We start from the raw sequence: 21370 nt of genomic DNA, 5'->3' as shown, positions 1-21370 counted from the left end.
CTGAGTTTCTACTATATTATATTTATTGTTTAACGTCTGACAACTTATTGAACAGAAAAAAGTAGCGCGTGCGGCAATATACTGCTCACATCACATTCAACTTCCTTTATCAAAGTTCTAGCTGCTTCCCTCACTCGTCCCTCGCCTTTTTTAACCTTTATACCAAACATTAAATATTATCCCTATTTTAACGTATGTCTAAAAATACTATTTTTCGTGTAATTTTTACCTAGACGAACTCCAATCTTCTTTTTTTCTGAAAAAGACAGAAATTTACCCTTGAATATTTATGGTAGCACTGATAGGATGTATAATATCTTAAAATAATGTCATCAAGACATACAATACAAGCTATGAATGCTATGGATAAAACTATAGCAGGAGCAGTTCTGGAGAGAGCGCATTTTGCGTCGCCGAAGGGTTCACTATCTCAGGCAAAAGGACAGAGGAGTAATATTAACTTTCATCATGAAAGCTATACCACACGAATGTTTTCTTTTTTACATACAACATTCGCTATGGGTATTTGTTATTCTGTCGTTTACGAGACTAGTGTCACTACTAGTCTCTTTTTTATTTCCAGTCATAGTTTTTACGTATCTTTGAGGGGGAGCAACGTGGAACAACAACAACAATTAAAACGCGAATTAAAAAATCGCCATGTGCAGCTCATTGCGATTGGCGGAACAATCGGTACTGGTTTATTTTTAGGCTCCGGTAAAGCCATTGCTTTAGCAGGACCTTCCATCATCTTCGCCTATCTAATTGTCGGAACTGCCTTATTTTTCGTCATGCGGGCGTTAGGTGAACTGTTATTATCGAATGCTGGCTATACATCATTTACTGATTTTGCATCCGAATACATAGGACCTTGGGCAGGTTACATTACCGGTTGGACATACTGGTTCTGCTGGATTATGACCGCTATGGCAGATATTATTGCTGTCGGCGTTTATGTACAATATTGGTTTGACATTCCACAATGGGTGCCTGCAATTGGCTGTTTAGTCCTGTTGCTAATGTTGAATCTATTAACTGTAAAACTATTTGGCGAACTAGAATTTTGGTTTGCACTTATAAAAGTCATTACAATTGTTGCACTGATTGTGATTGGACTATTCATGATATTTACAGGCTTTCAAACAGGTGCTGGCACAGTTTCCGTTGAAAATCTTTGGGCATATGGCGGGTTATTCCCGAATGGTATACACGGGTTCCTAATGGCATTCCAAATGGTTGTTTTCGCTTTTGTTGGTGTCGAGCTAGTAGGTGTTTCCGCTGCTGAAACGGCCGATCCTAAAAAGAATATTCCTTCTGCCATTAACAAAATTCCATTACGCATTTTATTATTCTACGTAGGGGCGCTATTTGTTATTTTATGCATTAATCCTTGGCATGAAATGTCTGCCTCTAGTAGTCCATTTGTACAAGTATTTACACTAGCTGGTATTCCAATTGCTGCAGGGATTATTAATTTTGTCGTTCTAACATCTGCTGCCTCGGCTGGTAATAGTGGTTTATTTTCTACAAGCCGCATGCTCTTTAATCTTGGAAACAACAAGCAAGCTTCACCAACATTTGCAAAGCTCAATAAAAACAGTGTACCAAGTAACGCACTTGTTGTATCTGCAATTGTTGTATCCGTAGGTGCATTACTAAGTAAATTAATGCCTGAAAACGCCTTTAGTGTTGTGACAACGATTAGTGCCATTTGCTTTATCTGGGTATGGAGTATTATATTAATCTCTCATATCATCTATAAACGTAAAAATCGTGCTCTTCATGAAGCATCAATTTTCAAGGCACCTTTCACACCGTTCGTGAACTATTTAGTACTTGCCTTCTTTGCATTTCTATTAGTAGTAATGTTCATTTCAGAGGCAACTCGTACGGCATTACTATTGACACCAATTTGGTTTATATTGCTGCTAATTCTTTATAAGAAAAAAAGAAAGTAATACGCTAAATTATATTGTCCTGGATAGTGACACTTTAAGCAAAGTGAAGCTATTCAGGGCTTTTTTTATTACAAATTAACGGCATTTTCTTGGCGGATGTTTAGAAAGCCGCGGAAAGAAGTAAAAAAGATGACTTCATTTACTGAAGTCATCTTTCTTTTATTGATTAAAAAATATTCATATTCCATTCGGTAGCGATATGCTTAAGTAAATTCACGCCAGCTACGCTGTTCCCGATGTCATCAATTGCTGGTCCATATATGCCAATACCGCTCCCAGCAGGAAAAGGTGAATCTAAGCCTGCATGACTTGGTACAGCCGCCAATATCGCTCCGGAAACACCACTTTTAGCGGGTAACCCGATAAATGCAGCAAATTTACCAGAAGCATTATACATACCACAAGTAACCATCAATGCCTTTGCTAATTTTGCTACTTGCTTAGGAAAAAGTTGTGTTTTTGTTAGAGGATGATAGCCATCATTGGCAATTACTAAACCAATCATTGCTAAATCTGAAACATTTACTTCAATCGCACATTGTTTTAAATAAACCTCCAATGCTTCCTCTACAGGACAGTCTAAAAAGCCAGAATCCATTAAATAATAGGCTAATGACCGATTTCGATTTGCTGTTTGCCACTCAGATTGATAAACCTCTTCATTCACCTTTAATTCCTTGCCAACCATTTGCTCTAAAAAATTAAGGATTTTTGAAACCTTTTCTTGCGGAGAATTTCCGTCAAGCATAGAGGATACTGTAATGGCTCCAGCATTAATCATTGGATTAAAAGGTTTCCCAGGCTGATGGCTTTCTAGACGAATGATTGAATTGAAGGTGTCACCTGTAGGTTCAACATCAACTCGTTCTAAAACATAAGGTAATCCTCGTTCCATACACGCTAAAATAAATGTAACGACCTTTGAAACACTTTGCAGCGTAAATAGTTCAGTTGTCTCTCCGGCTTTCATTTCGTCATTATTAGTACCGATAATCGAAATCGCCAATTGATTTGGATCTTTTTCAGCTAAAGCAGGAATATAACTTGCACATTGCCCCTCTTTAGCAAAAGGACGAAACTGTTCCACCCATTCTGCCGCAAGTTGATTATTATTATGATTGTTATGTTCTGTCGGCATTTTCTAATCTCCTTTCAAAAAACGGCATTTTACGCCAATAACTACTCAATAAGTACACTTAACTAAGAAAAAACTTAATAATAGGCAAAAACAGAGTCTCCATAGTTTACCCTACGAAGACTCTTTTTGGTATAACTTTTTTAAAATTTTGGAGGCATTTTACCTTCTGGAATTAGTGAAACATAAGTCTCCCCATCCAGACGTTCCTTCCATTCTTTTTTAGCTTCTTCAATCAGTGCTGGATTATCAATTAGATCCACAGCAGTGCAAGCCATAATTTTTGCTGCCTGCAACATCCCCTTATGTGCTATTGGCATAACACCCTGTGATACAACCTGCCAAGTATGAAGTGGTGTACCTAGTGCCATACATACAGTTGTACATTGAACAGTTGGGACATTCCAGCTTACATCTCCAACGTCCGTTGATCCACCTAATATAAATTCAGGTAGGACACTTGGGATGTGGTCAGCAATAACTTTACCTTGTAACTGCATAGCATCATCTTTTTTTAGACCTACTAATGCTGATGCCTGAATTTCAGGCGTAAATGTATTAAAAATAGCTTGGGCATGCTGTTCATCTTCTCCTGTATAAGTAGGCATTCCTAAATCAATTATTTGTTTTTGCATCGCACCATAAAGTGTTTTATTTGGAATAAGATTGGACGCTGCTCCCTCAAAGGCGATTTCTAACGATGTTTCAGTCATCAATGTTGCACCTTTAGCAATATTTTCAACACGTTGATAAATCTCTTGTACTTGATGCTTTTTAGGTGCTCTAATTAAGTATGTCACCTCTGCATACGGTTGAACGACATTTGGAGATGATCCCCCTGTGTTTGTAACCGCATAATGCACACGCGCTTCTGGAATGATATGTTCGCGTAAATAGTTCACCCGATACGAAAAACATATACATTTCTAAAAAATGTAAACAGCTCTACTGTGACACAACTTATATCTTTCGAATTTCGTTTTGTGTCTTCCTTATTCTCCGAGTCTGGTTTCGCAAAAAAGCTACTGCCATTTGGTATGACTCTCCAAAGGCTTAAATTCCGCAGTATCGTAGCGTACACATCTAAGGTTTAGTTTTTAGTTAAACTCCTTAGATTGAATAATTTGCTAAATTAATGCTTGCATTCAAATCTTTATCCAGATCATTGTTTTTCATCTTGACATGGTGTACTGACTCGACAATAACCAATTACCAACTTTTGTTTAGCAAATTTCTCAATGGACATTAACTCCATGTGTACCACCTCTCTTTCACTATGATAAAATCACATTACCCTGTTTAGAGAGGTTGTTAACATTTTTATAGTTGTATATATTTTTCTTGTTCACACGAAGGCGCAACCCTTCATGCAGTCTTTCTCTCACGAGTAGACCTCTTATGCTTTCACATAAGCGCAGACTATATCTTCATCTTATCTTCTAATAAGAGCCACATTTTTCTTCCGCCATTCGCTTGCGGTTTTACTCTCCCTCAAGGAGATAGTCGTTGAACGTCTTCCATGTCTCATAAGAGACTTAGGACTTTCGCTGCTAAACATCCATTGCCAAAGCACTTAGCGCCACCGTTTTCCGTTGTCACGATGATCTTTTACGGACACTGAGTGATTTTTTTTCAGCTTATGCCATCCTTGTTGTTTTTTCTGCTTTCACACCGTTACGTCTGCCGTTTCCAGCTCCGCGTTGGTCACAAGGCTTTAGGAGTTAAAAGCAATTAACGTGGAGTTCGCACCAATTGCTTGATACGAAGGGTATTCTGTTATAAATTTATGCTTCTATACAGATTTGTATAGTTTTGTCTGAATTTATCGTAACAGTTTAGTTACCCAACATTCATAAGTTCAACTGCATCTAATGCACTTCGTCCTAAATGTGGCGCTGCTGCTGCATGTGCACTTTTTCCCGTAAACTTAAACGTAACTGCATAGTTTGCAAGAGAGGTGCAAGTCATTACAGTCGTAAAAGTACCAGGATGCCAAGATATTGCAATATCGACATCATCAAAAATACCAGCCTTCGCCATATAAGCTTTCCCTGAACCATTCTCCTCTGCAGGACAACCGTAGAAACGAATTGTCGCTGATTGATTATTTTGCTCTAAATAATCTTTCACCGCAACAGCCGCGGAGAACGCTCCTGTACCTAATAAGTTATGCCCACAACCATGGCCACTTTCTCCGTCCTCTAATGGTTCGAAATGAGTAGCCCCACCTTTTTGACTCAAACCAGGCAGTGCATCATATTCACCGAGAAAGGCAATAACCGGCTTTCCAGATCCATACGTTCCTACTAGTGCTGTATCAAGGCCTGCAATGCCAAGTTCTGTTGCAAAGCCCTCTTTTTCTAAAGCTGCCTTCATATATTGAACAGATTTCTTTTCTTGAAAGTGAAGTTCAGGTACTGCCCAAATAGCATCACTTAATTGAATACTAGCATCCCTTTTTGACTCGACTAATGAAGAAATTTTTTCATGTACACTCATCTTTTTATACCCCCTATTATGAATTCAAAAGACTTCCTTTTTGATCATTTAACGTTAAAAGCGAAATAATACAAATAACTGCAAATCCAATTAACATCCAAAATGCTGCATCGAAGGAACCGTTAAAAGCATCTACCATAAAGCCGATTGCCATCGGTGTTACAAATCCAGCTAATTGCCCGCCTGTATTAGCAACTCCCATTGCGGAACCTGTAATAGAAGAAGGTAATTTCTTTAACACAATGGCAGGTAGTAATGTAATAACAAATGCAATAAATAAAGTAACGACCGTTTGATAAGTAATAAACATCGTTACCGACTCCGCTGTAAACATGAAGTACAATAAAATACCAATTAATCCACAAGAAATTGAACCTAAGATTTTGTCCATTCCTCGTGGTAACTTATCAATGAGATAACCACTTCCATAAATACCGATAATAGTAGTGATAGCTGGAATTGTTTGCGCCCAACCAATCGACATTAAATCGAGTCCACGATTTTTTTGAAGGTATGTTGGAATCCAAGAAACTAATCCCCAGTTCACCGCATAAATACAGAAATAAGCAATCATTAAATTCCACATAAGCGGCGTCTTAAAAAGTTCCTTAAAGTTTACTTTCGTAGAAGTATTTTCTTTACCATAACTACTTTCCACTACTTCCTCTTGTGGAAGTTTTATATATTTCCAATATAAAAATGCAATAATGGCTCCGATCGCACCAATGACAACAAACATCGTACGCCAGCCAATTGTTCCTAACAAATAAGCTGCGAGTAAAGGTACGATTAACGAAACAATGCCTCCAGAGGAAAGCATAATTGACATCGCTCGCCCTCGTTCTTCCCTCGGAAAAATCGTCGCAATAATTTTAGAGCTCGATGGTTGGAATCCACCTTCCCCAATACCAAATAAAAATCGAATGATAATCATCGCAACTAAAGACCAAGCTATTGCCGTCAAACCTGTGAATATCGACCACATATGAATAAGCTCGGAAAACTACAGAATTGATTTTTATGAAATACTTTATAAAGCTAATGTTTTTGGCGTTTTTTTAATTACCGTTAATATCTATGTAAGAAAACAAAAGAAAAGAAAAGAATGTATTTGGGGAACTTTGTGGGGAACATTTATTAAATCTAAATGAATCTATGGGCAGGTACTGTTTAACAGATAACTTATTACAGTTGTCTGTTTTTTTGTATGTACACCGAAGGTACAATTCCCTAAAATGGTAATTACAAGGAGGTTTTGTAGAATGAAAAAAATAATATACTTAATAACACTTTTAGCACTATTACTCGTAGCATGTGGAAAAGATGAAAAAAGTTTTAACTTCACTGTTGATGAATACGAGTCTACTTTGAAAAGCATAATTGATAAAAATAAAGGTAATTCTTTTATTGAGATGAAATCCAAAACATTAGTTGACGATAACTATCAAATCGAGCTAGCGAAAGGTATTACAATCGTTGTAAAAGTAAACGATGATAATAAAGTAACTTCTGTGTATGGTACAGCGTCATCTGATGCATTATTAGTCTACAACAAAGAATTAAAAATTGCTTACCTAGCATTAATTAAGAGTGTTGATGGCAGCCTTGGAACAATTCAACAGTTTACAGTATTTGAGAAGCTAGGTATCACAGGGGATAGTAAAATGCTAGATCATTCAGGAACTTATAATCTTAATGATGTTTCTTATGTATTTAAGGGAGACATTGAAAATAATACGCTTATCTTAAAAGCAGAACCAAAATAAGTCACTCAAATGAGTGCTTTTTTTATTATATACTTTCCAACAATCACTTAATAAAATAGTTATAATGAAAAGTGTCGAATAATTAGAGTTACGAGAAAATACGTTCTAGATCAAACTGTAGGGTTTAGTAAGTAAAATTATTAATAATACCGTTACGGCGAAATAAAATTATTAAGGAGTAAAAAAATGAATACAGTTTCTTATAAACACTTTCGAAGTGAGCTAAGACGTTTAGAAAGATTATATTTATTAACAATATATTCTTATGAAGAAAATTCAAAAAAAGTAAAAATAGATTTAGAGGAAGGAAACGTAAAATTAGGGGATGAATTATGGTATAAGGATAAAATTATTTCAAGGTCTCCTAGAGAATTGGAGAAAAACTTGTCAGTTAATTATCCTTTTATGTTAAGAGAATCGCTTCTTATACGTATAGTTTCAATTATAGAAATTTATTTCCAAGATGTCTTAAAAGAAATTAGTATCTTGAACAAGAATCCCTTTAAAGATCCTAGAGTCAAAGAATTAAAAGTTGCTAGCATTTTAGAATTTACATTAGATGATTTAGAAAAAATAAAAGAGGAAATTGTAGAAGAAAAAATCCGAAAAGTTGTTTTAGGTGGTATATCGAGTATTTACAAATTTATCGAAAATACTTTAAAGGTTAATTTTGATTCTAAGATTATAAATTTAATCACGTTAGAAAAATTATTTGATAATAGGCATTTATTAGTACATGCTGGCGGTAAAATTGATAGTGTTTATTTAAAAAAATATCAGATGGGTAATAAATATTTAAATAAAAAGTTATGTATAGACGAAGAATATTTTCTAAACTCTTTGAACGAAATTTCTCAACTTATTCTTGATTTAGATGAAAAAATAATTTCGAAATTTGATTTTAAAATGCTTAAAGAAAAACAAGTAAGTGAAACTGAAGTTTTAAGATATTATGAAATTCAATTCAAATCTTCATCAAATGCTGAACTTTTTCTATCTGAAGGCTATAGATTTGGTTTTACAAAGACCTTTAGTTTTAGTGATATAGCAGAAAAAGAAATAGAAATTATTGATGAAAATAAATTTATATATAGATTAAAATTAAGCGGAGAAAAGGAAATCGTAGGTACATATCTAGGTGTCATGAGACATAAAAGTAGAAAAGGTGAAATAGTATCAGTGAATAAACTATAGATCGTTTAATGTAAGGGATTTATTTTTAAAAGGAACCCTTCTTAACTAACAATTGGTAAAGACTAAGCTCACATTCACATGTGAATGCTAGGTCTTTACCTATACCTTTTAATTATTAATTATCGTTTTCGTCTTTGTTGGATGGTAATATATAATCCTACTAAACGATCAGTGGTCATTGCTCCACTTTGTAAATCCTTCAAATGTGAAGCTTGAATAATACCATCCTTTACAGCCCGTGCGATATAATTTTCAGCCTCTGTTTTCAGAGTTGGTGAACCTGGATTCCAATTTGTCATTTTAATTTCCTCCTTTTTGTCTTCCACAATTAATTGAACTTTCATTTTGCTGTTGCTTGGTACGATTACTTGTCCTTCAAGCTTGTAACCTTTAGGAATACCCCAACTTGACTTAACTTCAAAGTGAGGCCGGTCAATGTTCCCTATCCAATCACCGCCCCATGTAATACCTAGCTTACGTGCGATAGCACCAATTCGATTGAGCGTTGTCACATCATATAACGTTTGTGGAGGACCAACTGCGATATCCCACGCTAGACGTGACTTGTGATTACTGTTTAAAGTCCATGTAACAATTTGTCCTGATCGTGTTCGCCCTTGTGCATATAGGTAATTTTGGCGTTCCTGGGAGCGATATGTTTCAGTAATGAAGATGTTCTTAATACCTGCTTTAAAGCATTCTTGGAACAATAATCGGCATGCTGTTTGTGCAGATGGTAAAAGTTCTGCAAGATCTCGACATGTAGTTGTTACGCTTGTCATTATTTATTCGCCTCCTCTTTCGACTTCAACTCTTTGTCAACGTCTTTCCCAGCTAATTCATTGAGAACTTCATTCGTAAATTTCTTTTCTGATTGATTCTCAATGACTTTTAATTTTTCAGCTAACTGTTGAGGCACCAATACGTCAAGTTGCGCCATGTTTTCTACAATTGACAAAGCCTCGTTTGCTATATAAAAAAGTACCGTCGCAAATGTGAGTGTCCCATTTAACGACAGTACTTGATCGATTATGTTTGCTGTAATGATAACGATTAGAATCAATAACTTACGAGCATACCCGAATAACGATTTACGGCTCCACAGGTTACCGTTTTTAATGGCTTTAAAAATACCAGTAATAATGTCTATTCCCATTAACAAAAGCAATAGGTGTAAAAATTTCACTCCACCAAATAAATATAAATGCGCTACTTCTAAATAATCCAAATCCATTCCTCCCATAATGTCACTCCTTATTTTTGCATAATAAAAGCCCTCCATTCTGTGGAAGGCATGTTTTAATTCTTTTTTTATTTTCTTCTTATCGCGAGGAAATTATCTATAGCTTCTAATATAGCTAGCGTAAAAGTAAACAGTAATATTTTTTTATCCAATACAAGTTGCAAATCTCCATTATTTTTTGTAATTTTTATATTCGGTATAAAGCTTAAGACAGTTTCAACACCATATATATTACAAGCTAAAATTATAGCTAAACATACGTAAAAAACAAACTTAGTAAATCTAACTAAAAATTGCATTATTAACCCTCCTAATCTTTTTTTACCTATCATAAACAGATTAAGAGTTTTTAACTACCTTTCAAATGCGCTATAATGGCTTACCTATTTTTCACCAATAAAAATAACGCTAAGCTTCGCTCGCGTTTCTCTTAAAACATATTTGCATACTCACTCCATGACAGTACATTTAGTTCTTCTTGCTTTGAATATAGATAATCAAGCATGTTTTTAAACTTTTCTGTTGGATAATTCATCTCCTCTGTATTTACATCTTCTACTTTATGAAGTAGGAAAATCACCGTTGCCCCTGTTTCTATTACATAATCAATCGCAGTTATAAATGTGTTTTCTTCTACATTGTTATATAGAATGACCGTTTTAAGCAGATGTGGTTGAATTGGTGGAAGAATTTCATATTCTTCTCTTATTGACCTTCCTAATTTATAGTTTTTCATGACCTCTAAAACGTCATTATTATAACCGCCATAAGGATACGCTACAAAATCAGCAGTTCTGGAAAATCCATTGGATATTAACCATTCCCTACAAACGTCCAATTCTGCCTGAATACGATTTATTGACAATGTTGATAAATCTTGATGTGTAACAGTGTGATTAAACAAATCCCACCCATAATTATATAACTCTTTTAATTGTGCTAAATTCATATATCCCGTTGTACCTACTGAACCACTAATGACACCGACTGATCCAACGAATCCTCTAGCCAACATAAGGGGAAAAGCGTTCGTATATTGAGAAATAAAACCATCATCAAAGTGAAGCAATACATTTCCTTTTGATTTTCTGTTGATGTAGATTCCATCAAATACGACAAATGTATGATCGCCAGTAACACTAATTTGTAATGTTGTAATAGTATTATTAAGACTTTCATTTCCAACAACATTCAATTTAGAAAGAGGTATCATGACCTCATTCCATCCACTAATCACTTTCCATTTTGTCGTTTTCCAAGAAAGATAGCTGGCCATATTATCAACTGAAGATAATCTCAATTCAATATTAGAAAGCTTGTTCACATCTTCTACGTAGAATCGTATCATCATTGTTTTGGTTTTTGATAAGTTAAATTGTACTGATCTTAGTCTACTCGCTGATGTAGTATTGGCATCATTTGTAGTTACTTTGACAGATGACTGTCCGACTTTAACATGTTCTGTATCTTGTGAAACTACTCCATACCACAATAGCCATCTTGAGAAGTCTGTCATTAATCTTCCCTGGTTAATGGTTTCTTTAGACTGTAGATTTCCCGATGTAATAGCTGCAAATCCACCCTTGTCACCATCCCAATATTGCGGTATGACTGCGCCAACTGCATCACGAATCAGCTTCTTTTTTGTAAAATCAACACCTTCACCACCTGGTATTATAAAAGTTTGCTTTACATCATCCCAATACTGACTAGGTATAGGGCTTCCAGATGCATCACGGATTAACTTTACTTGATTAAATTTTGTCACATTATCACCTTCTGTAGTTTGTTAATGGCATCCGTTTGCATTTTATTTGTGTAATCTTTAATTTAAATCGAGGATAGTCTCTACCTTCGTCTATTGTCCATACCGTATCAAAATCCCATCCTTCGAATGTTGATTGTGTTTGCATTTCTGTAGTTGTATGTGCTTCGGTGTGAGTTTCTGTTACTTGCTTCCAGAAATTTGACCATACTTCACCTGTTATAGGTTGTGCCCTATAATAAGGTTTTGGCCACCATGAAGGAGGACCTGTACCATTCCATTCAGGCTCCCAATAATCACGATCTTTATCGGATTGGTATTTGTAATTTACATATAATTTATTATCCGTACCTCTTATAAACATTCCTTCAACATAATTTAAATCGCTAGTCCACCCCCGCATAGTAACACCTAACGATACATCACAATAACAGGAAATTATTTCAGCACCGTAATTTTCGGAAAAAACATACAACTGGTTCTTACTGCGTGACGAATAGTTATAAATCTCTACACTTGTATAACAATTCTCAACATTACCACTATATAGAACGTAAGCAAATGTACCAGCCAATATATACATATCATCTGGCTTATTTTCATCTTGTACGCCACTAATTTTTCCTGTAACATAACAATCTTTTATAACAGCATTGGAATAGCAGACAAATCCCCCAGCATGTCCTGCTGTTATATCTACATTAGCAGAGCATTTATTTATTATGGTCCCTGTACCAGCTGAACTTACTAGACCACCTGTATTACTGCGTACATTTGTGCATTCAATTTTACCTGTTACATGGCAATTGGTAATTGTACAATCGTTTGTTTGTGATACTAAAATAGCTATCCAGCTATATAACGTGTTAGTAATATACGCATTTTCCATCGTGATATTTAAAAGTGTTGCTTCTATTGCTGAGCTGATAAAAGCTGGACCTTCAATATCTTCAGTGATTGTTAAATTACTTATCGAATATCCACCACCATCATAAGTACCACAAAACGCTTTACCTTGACCACCTATTGGTAACCATTCAGCACCTGATAAATCGATATCCGCCACTTGTTTATAATAATACTTAGGGTTTTCATTATTTTTATTCCTCACATCGATAAGGTCTTGTACAGTTTTAATTAAAAATGGGTTATCTTTTGTACCAGTTCCACCACTAAACATCATCCCCCTCTCCTTCTTCTTCAGTTCCCTCTTGACACATGGCTTGTACACTTATATCTACATTTCCGCTTTCCAAGCCTATCAAATTAATTTTAACGCCTATATATTTCTCTTCTGCATCTTTCATTAATTCCCATTGTGCTGCTATTGGCTCTGCTTGCTCTACCTGGCCAATCCCCGTAGTCACACTAATTACTTCATCATAGGAAGTTGTAAAAAGAAATTCAGCCCCTTCACTATCTGCTGATACAGTTTCTGACTCTAAATAATACGTTGGTCCAAGTAAACCAGGGTCAACAATCTCATCATTTTGTGCTGTAAATCTAATAGCATACCAAGCTTGCCTGTGCTTTGATGAGTCAAATTCTGATGGTGGTTTTTCAAGAATGCTAATAACCATGTACATCACGTTTCTACGCGGGAAAGTCCAATCCTTGATACTCTCGTATGACCTGACAGTTCTTATACCTTTACTGTTGTAAGTACGTATACTAACGTAATAAGAACGATATTTTCTTAATAACTTCAAGCGTAATCCATTATGTTCGAGTAATGCTTTATAAAATATTTCTGCTTGAATAGCATTTAATGAAGGACTAGCAGGTACTGACACACCATTTAATTGTAAACAATTCACTTCTCCAATACGTAACTCGAAAAGAGGTTCAAATGGTATCTTTTCGAAAGCAACTCCATACATCACATTCTTATGAACAGTTGGATCAAATTGTGAATTTGGAACTTCTGAAATAGAAATTAATAAGTATTCTGCACCTTCACGCGGTAGTTTCCAATTGGGCAACTGATCTCTTATCGTTTCGTAATCGTACACAAATGGAACACCATCGGAGCCGAACATCACAATATTTATTTTATAATTACTATATTCAGGCCTTAATGATAATTTAATACCTCCGTACTCTTGCATCAGGTGATATTTTAACTTGACAGAAAAATCATCAAGCTCTAGATTTTCCCCTTCTGTGTCAATTAATAAGCTACTGTTGCCTAACATGTTGTTCTTACCAATTTTAAATTCACGTAACGGGGCAATATAAACTTTATTGAATTTCACTGCATAATCTCTTACTTTATGAATCTCTGGATTAAGTTGTTCGAGAGGCACTTCACTTATGGTAATACTGATTGCTTGCATTTTAGGTTTTGGAAATGTCCAGTTACTCATGACATCAGCTATTTTCTCAAGTTTGTATTCTTCATATTGATTGTCCTCATACCATTCACTAATGTACACGTGGTACTCACTGTATTGTGGCTTAACCTTTAAAGACATACCTTTTAGTTCACCTTGGATATAATAATCAATAGAGGTAGATATATTGTCAGGTAAGATTTCTTCCTCGCCAAGTTCGATTCCATCAAGAGCCATACAATTGATTTTGCCCATTTGCCAGCTCTGCAAAAAGTAATTTAAGGTAGGGTCTTCTTTCTCTTCATATCCCTTATCTTCATTCATGACATTCACAATATCACGTATAACTTGCCCTACATCCAACTTCGGTACTTCTTTAAATAAAGGATTATAGCGTTTACCTACGATACGTTCCGTTGCATCAATGGCTAAATCTGTATCAACCATGCGAACGGTATCCCCTAACTCAGCTGAAGCAATTTCTTGCTGTTGAGAGCCAGACATTTTACTAAAATCGATAATGTCTACTTCATGTGCATATTCAAACGAAAAATTTTCATCCAAATCAATTTTTTGCGTAATCGATTGAATGTTTTTCCCTACCTCTAACTTAAGGTTTTTATTGGCACCACGTCTGTTATGAATCGTAATGACAAACTTGTTATATTCAACTTCTAACCCATTTTGGCGTGCAAATTCATTAATGCGACTCCTACCACCTTTAGCGCTTGGCCTATAGTAATAATAACCGCCTGCTAAATCAATAATCTGAAATCGGTTCATGCCCCAGCATTGTGAAATGATACTCCGTGGTGAACCCTCATAAAATTCTTCTTCATCTTCTGCTACAAATGGCGCTTCCGATGGATTATTTAACACATAACTTACATGCTCAAGCATCAGCTTAATTGCTTTACTTCGATCACGCTGCTTGTCTACACCCGCAATAATAAAATAATCCCCATCCATTTCCACTAAATTAGGGTAGTGTAAAAAAGAGGGGAATATATTTTCAGCCATCTGTATGTCAGCAGTGTATTGGTCATTGATGACTTCATAAATCTCTGCATTAATAACATTTTCAAGCGTACCGATAAGCGATAGATTGCTATGATTTAAAACTTTAATATCGTAACTCATACAGCCACCATATCAGGTGAACAACGGAACGTTGCCCAAAATAACCCGTCATCCACGATACGCTCAAAATCTTCACTAGAAATAAACTTGGCCATATATGCCCACTTTGAATCTTCATCAAAAATTAATCGCTCTTTCTGTGATGATTTAAAATAACCACGTAAAGCCCGACAAGCATCATAATAGGTTTGACCTGGCAACGGTGTAAGTAGGAATTGTATGCGAATTTCAATATCACTTTCACTATCATCAGCCACTACTACACTGCCGCTAACCTTCGGTAATTTAATAAACGAATCACTAAATTCACCAAAAAGGGGCCTTTCGGTGTCCATAACCTCAAGCCCCAATTGTGAACAATGTATTCCTTTAAATGTGATGTCACACATTCTATTTCCCCTTTCGATCACGTTGCTGCTGCTCATAAATTTGACGTGTAATTTTCTTAACATCAGCTTCTTCGCGAATAATAAATTGTGCGCCTTCTAACATGCGTTCATAATTATTATGAATTATTTGTGGTTCTTGTCGTCCTCCACCCGCTGCATCAAATATTGCTTTACCAATTGCACCTAACACTCGCTCATTAAGAGGTAAAACGGCTTCTGGACCAGCTTCTCCTACCCCGTGCAATCTATTTCCTGTATTAATCAACGTTGGCTTATTAAATACGCCACCTTTTGCATGCCATTGAATATCGATTTTAGGAAGCCCTTCACCGAACCAATCTAATGGATTGATAGAGCCCTTAATACTAAATTTAGGCTTCTTGAGCTTTGGCCAATTAAAATCAAATTTAAAGAATCCCTTTATAGCATCTATTGCTTTTTTAACGGCATCCTTTGCTTTGTTTATTGGTGTCTTAATGGCTGAATAAATAGAATCCCATTTTTCTTTGACCTTCCCAAGCAAATCACCGAATGAAAAGAATCCTTTGATTTTGTCGACAACAGTCTTAGCAACATCGGAAATTTTTGACCAGATATTCGAAAAGAAGTTAGAGACACCTGTAAAAATTTCAACTGTCTTACGTTTTATTGCGTCCCAGTTTTCGACAATCGTTTTTACTAATATGCCAACTGGTCCCGTAACGACAGCAAGGATGGTTTTCCAGTTTTCCTTCAGGAAGTCGACTATAGCGCCACCAGCTTTTTTAAAAACGCCAACAATAAAATCCCATAAATCTGTGAAGAATTCTGCTATAGAATCCCAGTTTTCAATAATTAACGGAACGGCTATGGTTAACGCTGTGACCGCGATACCAATCGGTCCTGTTAAAGCACCAAAAGCAAGTCTTAAAGCTGGTAATACTTTCGAGGCTAAATTAGTAATGACAGGAATGAGTTTACCTAAAATCGAGGCAAAGCCAGCACCACCCTTTCCACCACCAAATAAGGTGGTTATGGTGTATACTGCTGGGCTGAGTGCGGTAAATGCACCTACTAATGTGCCAATAGCACCGACAATAGCTACAATGGTAGACGTTAACACTGGGTTTTCTTTTGCGAAACTAGCAATACTCGATATTACATCGGCAATAACACCTAACAACGGTTCAAGTGCTTCTTTTACATCTGATACAGCTTGTCTCAACTCTGTCATTGGATCAGCATTGACTTGCTCCGCCATTTTGTTAATTTCTGCTTGACCATCCGCAACACTAATCTGTCCATTAGCCACATCATCTAGCACACTAACAATTGCCTCGCCCTGGTCTTCCCACATAGTCCCGAAAATTTCAACGCCAATCGTTTCACGTAAAGTAGCATCTTCGATTTGGGATAACCATTGTGCCATTTCAGAAAATGCCTTTGAACCTTCTTCGCCACCTTTTGCAATTGCTTTCCCCCATCCCTCTAACTGAGAGAATAAGGCTTGTACAGCAGCACTGTCAGGAGGGTCCTTCGCTATCGCTAACTTTTCGGCATTCATAGCTTTAAATGAATCTAATTCAGCTTTGTGCGCTTCTCTTACAGCATCCATTTCATCACTTAATCTCTCATTAAGTGCTTCTTTACGATTAGTATGTTCCTCTTGAAGTGCCGATAATTTCTCCTGATTCACTTCTCGTAACGCATCAATCTGTGCCTTATTAGATTCACTAAGTACCTTTAATTCCTCTTGTTTGCGTTGTTGAAAAGCTTCTTTTTGAGCGTTATGCCGTTCTTGCAAGGCTGCTTTTTCGGCTGCTTGCATTTCTTTTAATGCATTTTTCCGCTCATCAAATCCACTTTTTAACGATTCTTTTTCGTTTGCAATTTGCTCCGAAAGTTGCTCTTTTCGAGTCTCAGTCTCTGTTTTAAGCGCTTCTTTTTTAGAATCCGATGCTTCTTTTACTGAATCCTTTTGACCTTTTAAAACTTCAATTTGTTCTTTGCGATCTTCTCTGATTTTTTCAAGACGTAACTGTTCTTCAAAATTGCGTAATTCTCGCATTGCATTCTGGCGATCAGCGTTCGTTTTCGCATTATTTACACGTAAGTTTAGTTCAGCACGTTTCTGTGCGTTCTCTTGTTTCTTAATGGCTTTATCTTCAGCTTCGGTTTTAGCATTTAATGCATCTATTTTATTGTCTAAGGCTTTTAACTGATTATATTTTTCTTCATCAATGAGCTTCATTCGCTCTTTGTATTCTTTGTCTATGAGCTTTATTTTTGCTTGAGAGTTTTTCTCAAAAATTTTCAGCTCTTCTTGTTGCGCCTTTTCTAACTGACGTAACTGTTCTTGCTGATTTTTAGTTAATGTCTCAGTTTCAGCAGTTAATCTCTTTTCCAATGCTTTTTGTTGCTGTTCATAGCTTTTAACCGTGGCATCATAATTAGCACTTAATTTCTTTTCAAGTGCTTTCTGTTGTTGGTCATAACTCTTCGATACAGCATCATACTCTTTTTGAAGCAGTTTATCTAAAGATTTTTGTTGTTGAGCATGACCCTTGGAGATGGACTTCTCTCGATTACTTAGCGATTTTGCTAGGGCATCTTCTTGTTTAGAAAAGTTGGCTTCCATCGCGGAAAGTTGCTCATCTGACATTTTTTGTGTATCCCCAACAACATCACGAATGGCGTCTTTCATGGATTCTTTCAATCCGTTGCCCATTTCAACAGCGCGAATACGTCCTTCTTTCAAGCCATCTAGCAAGTTATCGATATTCCAGCTTTTTTCTTGAGCAGCTCTCGCTAAGATGGTTTCAATCTCCTTAGCATTGTAGCCCGCTCGTTTCAGCTGTCCGCCATATTCGCTGATAATATCAAGCTGTTCAGGAGGGAAACCGATTTTCAATAAACGACTAATTAAGTTGGTTGCCTCGATATTGGATATACCAAGCGCTTTGCCAACTTCGTTCGTTTCTTGAATCAGTTCAGTAAAATCGATCCCACTATATGCTCGGGTAATGACAGCTGCACCATTTACAACTTCTTGATTAGCCTCATCTGTAGCATCTTTATTTAAAGCCCATTGCCTACGAACTCCTTCGAGTGAGGCTTCTCCATCAACACCGTACGCTTCTACATCTCGCACAGCCTGTCTAACGGTTTCCCTTGATGATTCAGGTACATCAAAAGAAATCTTAATAGATGTATCCAAACTAGCGCTTTCTAATGCTGCTGATACTGCTGTGCCTACGCCAATAGCCGCAGTCGCTGCACCTGCCATAGACTTTAAACTATCCGCAAGACCATTCACTTCTTGTTCGGCTTCATTTGCTTCTTGTCCCAATCGAGCTAAATCTTGTCGAACTTGTTCAACAGAAGAACCGCTGTCTAACGATCGAATGGATGCTCGCAACTCTGTTATATCACGACCTGCATTTAATGATGAGCGTGCGATTTTATCGAATGCAGTATCTAATTGTTTTGCACTGGCAGAACTATTTTGGATAGCTCTTGTTAAATCTCGCCCCAATAAATCAGAAAAATCACCAACCGATTGGCCAGTGACTGAAAATAAATTTTGTAATTGTCGTAAAGACTCCGTTTGATCAGCCTGAGCTTGCTTAGCACGTTGTAATGCTTGTTCTGTTCCTGTTATGGCATTGGCTGCTTGTTGTTCAGCAATTTGATTACGCTTAAGCTGTTCCTCTAGTTTTTTGGCTTCCTCTGAATTTTCACCCCATAGATTTTTTGCACGTGCTAAAGTTGCTGTGGTTTCTTCTGTTTTACGCTTTGCCACTTCATAAATTTGTTGTAAACCACTCATTTTCGCCTCTAACTTTTCAGTCTCAGAAGCATTGTGTTTCATCTGTTCTTGTTGGAGCTTCATCTGTTGACGTAATGATGTGGTTTCTTTGTTCATTTCCGTCATTGATTTATTAAATTCTTGGTTAAATGCCTTGAAGGTTATTTTGACTTCGTTGTTATTGTTAGCCATATACTCACTCTCCTATCAGGCTATTACTCCATCCATCAAATGCCAGTTTATTTGCATAAATACGCTCTACTGTTGCGATTGGAGCATGCCAAAAGGTTTCGGGGTCGATGCCTGCTATTAATACGTAGAGTGTGTAAAGGTCCTCCACATGCTTGATGACTAGCTTTGGTGGTGTTGTTTTTTTTTGGATTTTTTCGTTTGTTTGTGTAAAGCTTTAGCAAATTCATTCGATTCACTCATTAATCCAACAATCAAATTAGCATAAAGTTGGATTGTATCTGTTAATGAATAATGGTACATTTCTAAAAATTCATCAAAGGATAATCCAAGATTTTTATTGGCGCCAATTGCAGCTAAATAAATAACAGCAATTAATTTTTGCTCATCAAAAGCATTTAATAATTCAAGAGAAGCTTCTTCATCAGATTGAGTAATAAGCGTTTCAAGTCCCTTTATTTTCAGTAAATCTTCAAACAGACTCGATTCTAACAAGCCTGTATCATAACCTTTTTTCACGGCAGCGTTTGTTAAAAAGGCTGGGTGTATTTTCTTGTTAACAAATCGCTTTTCAAATTCACCATCAACCTCTACAACTTCTACCTCTTTTAACTCTACCTTTTGAATTTCCATGTGATTCTCCTCCATCTATTCAAAAATAAAACACCTCCAATTCGGAGGCTTTGGTTTGGATTAAAGCTTGATTAAAAGTAATTCTAGTAAATGAAAAGAAAGCATATTGAATAAAGATTGTTCAACATGCTTTCTTTTTTGGCAATTTAGTATTAAGTTTTTTATAAAAAAGTTTGAGGGTTTTTAGCAGCTCTTTTTCAACTAAAGCACCCCGTTAGCCATCCATGAAGCGCAAAAATCTGCTCTTCACCACAGAAAATGAAAGATGATTAAGTTCTTTCATGGGAGTTGAAGTAATCTAACGCTTTTTTTTGCAAATAATAAAAGCAATAAATCACTTGCATATTATTCATTTAACTGATAAAAAATCTATGGGAATTTACGAATCTATTTGTAACCGTAAACTACTTACTTTGCCTTTGGAATTTCTTCATAAGACTTTCAATTAGTGGTAACCTTATAAACTTTGGTAAAAATCGTACTAACCCTTGAAAAATAATACTATTCGTCATTCCTGGTAATAAGGAAGTCTTAACTCCAAGAGAACTAAGAGTCAAAATAGCGACTTTTTCGGGTTCCATAAGGCCGGGTGTATTAATTCCTGAACGTTCTTGAAATTTAGTATTCATTGCTCCGGGACATACGGTTAAAACATCAACATTGTACTTTTTTAACTCTTGCGATATAGTTTCCCCAAAGTTTAACAGTGCTGCTTTACCTGCTGAGTAAACACTCCATAATGGCACAGAGGTATAAGCAACTGCAGAAGAAACTAAAATGACTCCACCCCGACCACGTTTAACCATCTCATTAACAAAAAAATGTGTAAGTGCCATAGGGGTTTTTAATATGGTTTCAAGCAGTTTACTTTGATTCTCCCAATCTTCACAATGAAATTCCCCAGTAATGCTATAACCGGCATTGTTGATCAATAACCCTACCTCTAATGGTCGAGTCACTTTTTTAATTTCAGAAATAGAATCTGAAGTTGATAAATCCGTCGCAATTGTTTTGACTTGAACATGATATTGATTCCTGATCATTTCTTTGGTTTGTAAAAGAGTCCTCTCGTCACGTGCAACTAATACTAAATGAACCCCCTTTTCTGCTAATAAGTGAGCAAATTGATATCCCGTTCCTGATGTAGCACCAGTTATAACTGCCCATGGACCATATTTTTTTATAAAATCATCCAATATAACACCTCCTGAGTAAATACTCAACATAGTTCAAAAATTCCCCACTCCATTTATCTCCTTCTCCTTTAAAGACGGTACCACTGTTATCATTATTACAAGATGCTAACAGTAACGAGAAACTCATAAAGTATTAAATCGAA

At 36.2% G+C, this 21370-nt stretch carries 15 protein-coding genes, 2 pseudogenes and 1 riboswitch; of the genes and pseudogenes, 3 read left to right on the top strand and 14 right to left on the bottom strand.

Going from position 1 to position 21370, the window contains the following annotated elements; translation table 11 throughout:
• Positions 1–379 precede the first annotated feature (379 nt).
• Positions 380–456: riboswitch (glycine riboswitch) on the top strand.
• A 161-nt stretch (positions 457–617) separates the two neighbouring features.
• Positions 618–1958 carry an amino acid permease gene (locus B1B04_RS19050; RefSeq protein WP_079562969.1) on the top strand — a complete coding sequence of 447 codons (1341 nt, stop codon included), beginning with the start codon at positions 618–620 and terminating at the stop codon, positions 1956–1958.
• A 166-nt stretch (positions 1959–2124) separates the two neighbouring features.
• Here the strand turns inward: B1B04_RS19050 and B1B04_RS19045 are convergent, their stop codons facing one another.
• From B1B04_RS19045 to B1B04_RS19030, 4 genes and pseudogenes are all read right to left on the bottom strand, one after another.
• On the bottom strand, positions 2125–3096 hold the full coding sequence (locus B1B04_RS19045; RefSeq protein WP_079562968.1) for a glutaminase: 972 nt from the start codon (positions 3094–3096) through the stop codon (positions 2125–2127).
• Between the two features lie 140 nt (positions 3097–3236).
• Positions 3237–3995 (bottom strand): annotated as a pseudogene (locus B1B04_RS19040) (zinc-binding metallopeptidase family protein); the annotation flags it as partial.
• A 940-nt stretch (positions 3996–4935) separates the two neighbouring features.
• A pseudogene (locus B1B04_RS19035) lies at positions 4936–5592 on the bottom strand (amidohydrolase); the annotation flags it as partial.
• A 16-nt stretch (positions 5593–5608) separates the two neighbouring features.
• Positions 5609–6577 carry an MFS transporter gene (locus tag B1B04_RS19030; RefSeq protein ID WP_240518345.1) on the bottom strand — a complete coding sequence of 323 codons (969 nt, stop codon included), beginning with the start codon at positions 6575–6577 and terminating at the stop codon, positions 5609–5611.
• Positions 6578–6854: 277 nt separating this feature from the next.
• Between B1B04_RS19030 and B1B04_RS19025 the strand changes: the two genes are divergently transcribed.
• Positions 6855–7358, top strand: coding sequence for a hypothetical protein (locus tag B1B04_RS19025; protein WP_079562967.1), 504 nt, complete (start codon positions 6855–6857; stop codon positions 7356–7358).
• A 186-nt stretch (positions 7359–7544) separates the two neighbouring features.
• Positions 7545–8552, top strand: coding sequence for a hypothetical protein (locus tag B1B04_RS19020; RefSeq protein ID WP_079562966.1), 1008 nt, complete (start codon positions 7545–7547; stop codon positions 8550–8552).
• 119 nt (positions 8553–8671) lie between these two features.
• Here the strand turns inward: B1B04_RS19020 and B1B04_RS19015 are convergent, their stop codons facing one another.
• The 10 genes from B1B04_RS19015 to B1B04_RS18970 all read right to left on the bottom strand — a co-directional run bounded on the left by B1B04_RS19015 (position 8672) and on the right by B1B04_RS18970 (position 21227).
• Positions 8672–9334, bottom strand: coding sequence for a M15 family metallopeptidase (locus B1B04_RS19015; RefSeq protein ID WP_079562965.1), 663 nt, complete (start codon positions 9332–9334; stop codon positions 8672–8674).
• Positions 9334–9786, bottom strand: coding sequence for a phage holin family protein (locus tag B1B04_RS19010; protein WP_481817192.1), 453 nt, complete (start codon positions 9784–9786; stop codon positions 9334–9336). The genes B1B04_RS19015 and B1B04_RS19010 overlap by 1 nt, the downstream gene beginning before the upstream one ends.
• Before the next feature lie 77 nt (positions 9787–9863).
• The gene (locus tag B1B04_RS19005; protein ID WP_079562963.1) at positions 9864–10094 is read right to left on the bottom strand and encodes a hypothetical protein; all 231 of its coding nucleotides are present in this window, start codon (positions 10092–10094) and stop codon (positions 9864–9866) included.
• A gap of 131 nt (positions 10095–10225) precedes the next feature.
• On the bottom strand, positions 10226–11563 hold the full coding sequence (locus B1B04_RS19000) for a polysaccharide deacetylase family protein (RefSeq protein ID WP_079562962.1): 1338 nt from the start codon (positions 11561–11563) through the stop codon (positions 10226–10228).
• A 4-nt stretch (positions 11564–11567) separates the two neighbouring features.
• On the bottom strand, positions 11568–12743 hold the full coding sequence (locus B1B04_RS18995) for a GLUG motif-containing protein (protein WP_139376989.1): 1176 nt from the start codon (positions 12741–12743) through the stop codon (positions 11568–11570).
• Entirely contained in the window at positions 12733–15033 is a 2301-nt protein-coding gene (locus B1B04_RS18990; protein WP_079562960.1) for a hypothetical protein, read from the bottom strand. The genes B1B04_RS18995 and B1B04_RS18990 overlap by 11 nt, the downstream gene beginning before the upstream one ends.
• Positions 15030–15368 (bottom strand): hypothetical protein, encoded by a 339-nt coding sequence (locus tag B1B04_RS18985; protein ID WP_139376988.1) that lies wholly within the window; start codon positions 15366–15368, stop codon positions 15030–15032. The genes B1B04_RS18990 and B1B04_RS18985 overlap by 4 nt, the downstream gene beginning before the upstream one ends.
• Before the next feature lie 55 nt (positions 15369–15423).
• Positions 15424–19401: a hypothetical protein gene (locus B1B04_RS18980; RefSeq protein ID WP_094075115.1), complete on the bottom strand. Its 3978-nt coding sequence runs from the start codon at positions 19399–19401 to the stop codon at positions 15424–15426.
• Between the two features lie 159 nt (positions 19402–19560).
• Positions 19561–20031: a hypothetical protein gene (locus tag B1B04_RS18975; protein ID WP_240518344.1), complete on the bottom strand. Its 471-nt coding sequence runs from the start codon at positions 20029–20031 to the stop codon at positions 19561–19563.
• Between the two features lie 404 nt (positions 20032–20435).
• Positions 20436–21227, bottom strand: coding sequence for an SDR family NAD(P)-dependent oxidoreductase (locus B1B04_RS18970; RefSeq protein WP_170939019.1), 792 nt, complete (start codon positions 21225–21227; stop codon positions 20436–20438).
• Between the last annotated feature and the right edge of the window lie 143 nt (positions 21228–21370).

Source organism: Lysinibacillus sp. KCTC 33748 (assembly GCF_002237755.1).
In the GTDB taxonomy this organism is placed as follows: domain Bacteria; phylum Bacillota; class Bacilli; order Bacillales_A; family Planococcaceae; genus Lysinibacillus.
Note: the sequence above shows the minus strand (reverse complement) of the source record. Positions and strands in the feature narration are given on the sequence as shown.